A 6,543-nucleotide genomic window follows, 5' to 3' on the forward strand; every position below is an offset into this window, starting at 1 on the left:
GAGCGCGGGGGCGTCGTTCACGCCGTCGCCGACCATGATCGTCGCGGCGTGCTCACCCTCGGTCCGGATGGCGGCGAGCTTGTCGACCGGGTCGCAGTCGGCCAGCACGGTGTCGACCCCGACGATCCGACCCACGGTGTCGGCGATGTCGGCCCGGTCGCCCGTGACCAGGACCACGCGGCTGACACCGACGTCGCGCAGCGCGCGGACCATCCGCGGCGCGTCGGGCCGGATCGGGTCCTCGAGCAGGAAGGCACCCGCGGGCACGCCGTCGACCGCGATGAACACGGTGAGGGAGCCGTCGAGGTCCGCACGTCGGCGCACCTGGCGCACCCATGCGCCCGGCGTGTCGCCGACGATCCACGTGGCCTTGCCGAGCCGCACGTCGTGGCCGCCGACCCGGCCGCGCAGGCCGTACCCGTGCTCTTCGTGCACGTCGTCGGGCATCTCCAGAGCGAGCTCGCGGCGGGTTGCGGCGGTGACGATCGAGCTGGCGAGGACGTGCGGCGAGACCTGGTCGAGCGAGGCGGCGAGGCGCAGCAGCTCGTCGGCGTCGACATGGTCGCTCGCGGTGACCACGTCGGCGAGTGCCGGCTGACCCTGGGTCAGCGTGCCCGTCTTGTCGAACAGCATCACGCGGCCCGCGGCCAGACGCTCGAGCGCGCCACCGCCCTTGATGACCACTCCGATATGGGCCGCGCGGGACAGCCCGGACACGATGGCGATGGGCGCCGCGAGCAGCAACGGGCACGGCGTCGCCACCACCAGCACAGCGACCGCGCGGACCGGGTCCGCGCTCAACGCCCACGCGGCACCGGCCAGCAGCAGGGTGAGCGGGACGAACACGACAGCGATGCGGTCGGCCGCACGGACGAACGGCGCAGACGACGCCTGCGCCTGCTCGACGAGACGCACCACGCCGGCGTAGGTGGACTCCGCCGCGACCGCGGTGGCCATGAGGTCGAGCGGAGGACCCGCGTTGACGACCCCGCTGCGCACGACGTCGCCGGCGAGCCGCTCAACCGGCAGCGACTCACCAGTGAGCGCGGCCTCGTCCAGGACAGCGCCCGACACGAGCCGGCCGTCGACCGGGACGACCTCCCCTGTGCCCACCAGGAGCAGGTCACCCCGGGCGACGTCGTCGACGGGCACGTCGATGACACCACCAGCGACACGACGACGGGCGCTGCGCGGGGCCCGTTCGACCAGCAGGCTCAGCTCGCGGCGGGCCCGCGCAGACGCCCGCGCGTCGAGCAGCTGGCCTGTGGCCAGCATGACCGTGATCATGGCGCCCGCGAACGGCTCCTTCACCCAGAGGGCACCGGCCAGCGCGAGCAGCGCGATGACGTCGACGCTCGGTTGGTGTCGGCGCACGGCGCTGACGGTCCACGCGATCGAGAAGACGAGACCGAGCAGCGTGCCGCCGATCCACGCCGCGTCCGCCGCCGCGGTCGCGTGCGCCAGCCAGGCCGCTCCGCCGGCCGCGAGCAGCACGGTGGACGCGACGAACAGCAGCAGCTCGACCCGATCACGCCACCACGTCATACGACCATCCTCCGGACGCCTACCGCCCGCCGGAACGGACCGAACGTCCCGAGATCGCTCGACCGAGCCCGGGCGAGCCGGCGCACGTCCTCACCGGTAGGTGCGGCGCACGTTCACCTTGGTCGACGGACCGGTCGGCGCGGGCGAGATCCACGGGCCGGTGCCCTCGGACGGGTCGAGCACCCCGCGCTCGAGCCACCGCACCTTGCCCTCCAGCACGGCGAGGGCCAAGGCACGGTCTCCCGCGTCGGTGCTGCGGCGCAGCTGCCGGAAGAGCTCGTCGACCCGCACCCTCGACTGAGCGCAGAACGCGTCCGCCAGTCCGTACGCGCTCGCGCCGACCGACGCGTCCTGCGCGCGCAGGGACTCGGCGCGCGTGCAGACCGCAGCCATCGCGAAGAGCTCGGCCCCGATGTCGACGATGCGTCCCAGCAGCGCCTGCTTCTGCTCGAGGCCGGTCTGCCACCGCGCCATCGCGGCGAACGTGCGCCGGGCCAGCGCGCGCGACGAGCGTTCGACGTAACGCAGGTGCCGTGCCAGTCGCCCGAACTCGGGGTAGGCGCCGGGCAACGACCCCGTGCCGACGACCAGCTGCGGCAGCCAGCGCGCGTAGAACCCGCTCGCGTGCACGGCCGCCCTCGCCTTGGCGCCGAGGCTCGAGTCCGCCGACGCCAGGTCGCCCGCCGCAGCGAGGTGCGCGTCGACGGCCTCGCGGGCGATCAGGAGACGCATGATCTCCGAGGACCCCTCGAAGATCCGGTTGATGCGCATGTCGCGCAGGAGTCGCTCGACCGGGACGGCCCGCTCACCGCGGGCAGCGAGCGAGTCGGCCGTCTCGTAGCCGCGCCCGCCACGGATCTGCACGAGCTCGTCCGCCACGACGTAGCCCATCTCGCTCGCCCACAGCTTGGCCAACGCCGCCTCGATCCGGATGTCCTTGAGGCCGGCGTCGGCCATGGCCGCAGAGAGCTCGAACACCGACTCGATCGCGAACGTGGTCGCGGCGATGAAGGCGACCTTCTTGCCGACCGCCTCGTGCCGGCCGACCGCCTTGCCCCACTGGACCCGCTCGGTCGACCACTCGCGCGCGATCTTCAGCGACCACTTGGCCGCTCCTGCGCAGATCGCCGGGATGGAGAGCCGACCGCTGTTGAGCGTCGTCAGCGCGATCTTGAGCCCCTGCCCCTCCGCGCCGAGCCGGTTCCCGACCGGGACCCGCACCTGGTCGAACCGCGTGACGCCGTTCTCCATCCCCCGCAGGCCCATGAACGCGTTGCGGTTCTCCACGGCGATGCCGGGTGAGCCCGCCTCCACGACGAACGCGGTGATGCCTCCGCGATGCCCGTCGTGCGGCGCCACCGTGGCCATGACCACGAGCAGCTCGGCGATGGGCCCGTTCGTGGTCCACAGCTTCACGCCGTCGAGCAGATAGGCCGAGCCGTCGTCGACGGGCGTCGCCGTCGAGCCCATGCGCGCGGGGTCCGAGCCGACGTCGGGCTCGGTGAGCAGGAACGCCGAGATGGCACCCGCCGCGCACCGCGGCAGGAACTCCCGCTTCTGCTCCTCGGAGCCGAACATCCGCACCGGCTCGGGCACCCCGATGGACTGGTGCGCGGAGATCAGCGCGCCGATGCTCGGGTGCACCGTGCTGAGGATCATGAGCGCCCGGCCGTAGTAGACGAGCGGCAGCCCGAGTCCGCCGTACTCGCGGGGGATCTTGATCCCGAACGCGCCCAGCGTCGTCAGGCCCTTGATGTACTCGTCGGGGATCCGGTCGTCGCGCTCGATCCGCGCGCCGTCGAGCGTCACGCAGTACGCGGTCAGCTCCGCGAGGAACGCATCCCCGCGCGCCGCGTCCTTCGGGTTCGTCCCGGGGTACGGATGGATCAGAGAGAGGTCGAACGCGCCGAGGTACAACCCCTTGGCGAAGCTGGGGCGGACCCACTCGGTCTCGCGTGCCGCCTCCGCGACCGCGCGCGCGGTGCGCTCGCTCACGTCGTGCGTCGTGGTCTGTACGGGCTGTGCGCTCATCGGGACCCCTTCGCGAGGCCCGCCGGTCGCAGGCCCGTCGCGTGCGGTCGATGCTACGCGCGGGCGGCTTCGACGGCCTGCTCTACGCCGCAGGCACGACCGCGCGGACCGGGTCGAGGGGGTCGAGCGCCCAGCGGATCGTCGAGGTGACGGCTTTCCCCCCAGCGCGCAGCACCGGGTCGAGCGCGGGGACTGCCGGCAGTGCGAGCTCACGCCGGGCCCACACAGGCAGCAGACCGACCCCCGCCGCGGCGATCAGGCCGTACCCCGGCCGGGCCAGCCAGGGCAGCGGCGGGGTGAGCAGGAGGAACCGCGCCACGTCTCGCGCGGGCTCGGTGCTCGCGAGCTCGGGGCGGAACCCCGCCAGGCTCGCGCGCAGCTCCGCGAGCGTCGTCGGCAGGTCCTCGGCGCCCAGCGCGCGCGCGACGACGGCCGCCTGCGCCACGTACTCGTCGCAGCCCGCCCGGTCGAGCGGGCGGCGGCCGAAGATCTGGTGGGCGAGCAGGAAGCTCTCCGCCTCGACGACGTGCACCCAGGTGAGCAGGTGGGCGTCGGACGCCGCGTACGCCACGCCGCTCGGTGTCTCGCCGACCACGCGCTTGTGCACCGCACGCACGATGCGCACCGCGCGCTCCGCGGCCTCGACGGTCCCGAAGGTCGTCGTCGCGATGAACGTCGCGGTGTTCTGAAGCCGGCCCCACGGGTTCGACCGGTATCCGGAGTGGTCGGCGACGGCCTGCATCACCTGCGGGTGCAGCGACTGCAGCAGCAGCGCCCGCACGCCGCCGACAAACATCGACGCGTCGCCGTGCACGCGTCCGATCGGGCTCTCGGGATCGAACCAGCGCGGCCCGGGCGTCCGATGGATCTGGTCGCGGGCGGCGTCGGCCTCGGGGCCCGCGACGCGGCTCAGGAGGGCGTGCGCGAGGGCGGCTCGGGGCTGCGCGAGAAGACTCACCCCCTGATCGTCACACGGCCGGCTGGGACGGACCCGAGGAGGGCCAGCTCGCGACCCGGGTGCCCGTCGCGGCCGAACGGACGATCGCGTCGGCGAGCTCGAGCGCGCGCCGTCCGGCGCGGGCATGCACGGGCGGCTCCTCCCCCGCCCGCAGCGCGGCCAGCAACGCGTCCACGTACCGGTCGAAGGTCGAGTGGAAGCTGCGGGCCTCGTCGTTGAAGTAGCCCGCCTCCCACACCTGAGAGGTCTCGTCGCCGGCGCGGGACAGGACGAGGCGCCTGACCGTGTCCTCGACGACACCGCGGCCGCGCGTCCCGTTGACCTCCAGCTGGTGCGTCCCCGGGTAGGCGTACGACGAGTCGTAGCTGCCGAGCAGCGTGCCCACCGCGCCGTTGGCGAACTCGAGCGCGACGGCGAGCGTCGTGTACGTCCCCGGCACGGTCCGGTCGAACATCTGCGCCATCACCGACGCGATCGGTCCGCACAGGTGCTCGAGCATGTCGAGGCCGTGCACCTGCGTCTCGATGAGGTTCGCGTGCGGCGAGGTGCCGAAGTTGGGCTCGCCCCCGAACCGCCACGTCGCGAAGACGATGTCACCGAGCTCACCGTCGTCGATGGCTCGACGCAGCCGCTGCACCGGCTCCGCGTAGCGGTGGTTGAGGTCGATGGCGAAGAACAGGTCCCTCGAGGCCGCCTCGGCCAGGAGCGTGTCAGCCTGGGCGAGGTCGAACACCAGGGGCTTCTCCACCAGGAGGGGGACGCCGCGCCGGATGAGGTGGAGCGTCGGGGCGAAGTGCGCCTCGTTCGCCAGCGAGACGGTGACCAGGTCCGGCTGCTCGGCGTCGAGCATCGCGTCGACGTCCGTGTACGGGGTCGTGCGGTAGGCCTCGGCCCGCGCCGCGGTCCGCGCGGGGTCGCGCCCGACGACGCCGCACAGCACGGTGTCGGTCCGGTCGGCGAACACGCGCGCGTGCTGCTCCCCCCACCCACCCGTCCCCACGACCGCGACCCGGAGCGGCACGAGCTCGCTCGGGCGCCGAGGAGCGGATGCTGGAGAGAACGTCACAGGCGACATGCGCCTACTGTGCACCCGTCGCGGCACCTGTCGCTCGGGCGAACACGAGGCGTCGCTGCACCTGGTAGCTGACGACGACCAGTGTCGCCTCCGTGAGCACCTTCGCGGCGAGCAGCGGCAGCCCCGTGGCCGAGGCGATTGTCCTGACCGTGGGCGAAGACGAGCCGCCGGTTCGTCAGGAAGTTGGCGGTCGAGCTGATCACGCGCGCGCCCACCACGGACGCGAGCAGGTTCCCGGTGCCGGCGTGCAGTGCGAGCAGGGCCACGGCGTCCAGCGCGAACGCCGCGAGGGAGGACAGGGACAACCGCAGGAGCGGCGCCCAGACCCGGACCGAGTCCACCCCCGGGGACCCCGTCCGATCTCACTTGTAGGACAGGTAACCCACAGGGGCTTGCGATCCTTGACGCGATTTCGCCTGCAACCTACGTTTCCGGATGTCGCTCAACGCCGAGTGACCTCGGAGAAGTAGGACAGGTGGTGAGCTGTGTCAAGCTCCCTCGAGGACCGGGTCCTCGCGTACTTCCATGCCGCCGGCCTGCGGGCGGGCGACGTCGTCCCGTCAGAGCTCGAGCTCGCGTCGGAGCTCAAGGTCGGCCGGCCGGCCCTCCGCGAAGCGCTCGGCGCGCTCGAGGTCATCGGGATCGTCCAGAGTCGCCAGGGCGCCCGCCGGACGCTCGGCACGTTCGACATGGGCGCGGTCATCCGGACGCTGACGATCGGGATCGTCCCCGACCTTCAGTCGCTGCGCTCCCTCCTGGAGGTCCGCCGGGTCCTCGAGGTCGGCTTCTTCCCCCAGGCGGCAGCCAAGCTCACGGTTCAGGACGTCGCCAACCTGCGTTCGCTCACGGACACGATGCAGGAGAAGGCGTCACGGGGCGAGGTCTTCGTCAGTGAGGACCAGGCCTTCCACGCCGCGATCTACGAGCACCTCCA

General features: G+C 72.7%; 5 protein-coding genes. 1 reads left to right on the forward strand and 4 read right to left on the reverse strand.

Annotation, left to right across the window (positions count from 1 at the left end; all coding sequences use genetic code 11):
• The 4 genes from VFW79_RS16455 to VFW79_RS16470 all read right to left on the reverse strand — a co-directional run.
• The coding region (locus VFW79_RS16455) for a heavy metal translocating P-type ATPase (RefSeq protein WP_329678364.1) at positions 1-1,545 on the reverse strand (1,545 nt) is incomplete at its 3' end.
• A gap of 90 nt (positions 1,546-1,635) precedes the next feature.
• A complete protein-coding gene (locus tag VFW79_RS16460; RefSeq protein ID WP_329678365.1) occupies positions 1,636-3,576 on the reverse strand; it encodes an acyl-CoA dehydrogenase family protein in 1,941 nt (646 codons plus the stop codon).
• 82 nt (positions 3,577-3,658) lie between these two features.
• Positions 3,659-4,534: an oxygenase MpaB family protein gene (locus VFW79_RS16465; protein ID WP_329678366.1), complete on the reverse strand. Its 876-nt coding sequence runs from the start codon at positions 4,532-4,534 to the stop codon at positions 3,659-3,661.
• A 10-nt stretch (positions 4,535-4,544) separates the two neighbouring features.
• Positions 4,545-5,609, reverse strand: coding sequence for a Gfo/Idh/MocA family oxidoreductase (locus tag VFW79_RS16470; RefSeq protein ID WP_329678367.1), 1,065 nt, complete (start codon positions 5,607-5,609; stop codon positions 4,545-4,547).
• 485 nt (positions 5,610-6,094) lie between these two features.
• Between VFW79_RS16470 and VFW79_RS16475 the strand changes: the two genes are divergently transcribed.
• Positions 6,095-6,543: FadR/GntR family transcriptional regulator (locus tag VFW79_RS16475; RefSeq protein WP_329678368.1), on the forward strand; the 449-nt coding region annotated here is incomplete at its 3' end.

This window comes from Cellulomonas sp., from assembly GCF_036279715.1.
Classification (GTDB): domain Bacteria; phylum Actinomycetota; class Actinomycetes; order Actinomycetales; family Cellulomonadaceae; genus Cellulomonas_A.

What these genes read in the sequence shown, in the direction of transcription:
- VFW79_RS16470 (WP_329678367.1), bottom strand. Translation starts at nt 5,609, where the DNA reads ATGTCGCCTGTGACGTTCTCTCCAGCATCCGCTCCTCGGCGCCCGAGC.
- VFW79_RS16460 (WP_329678365.1), bottom strand. Translation starts at nt 3,576, where the DNA reads ATGAGCGCACAGCCCGTACAGACCACGACGCACGACGTGAGCGAGCGC.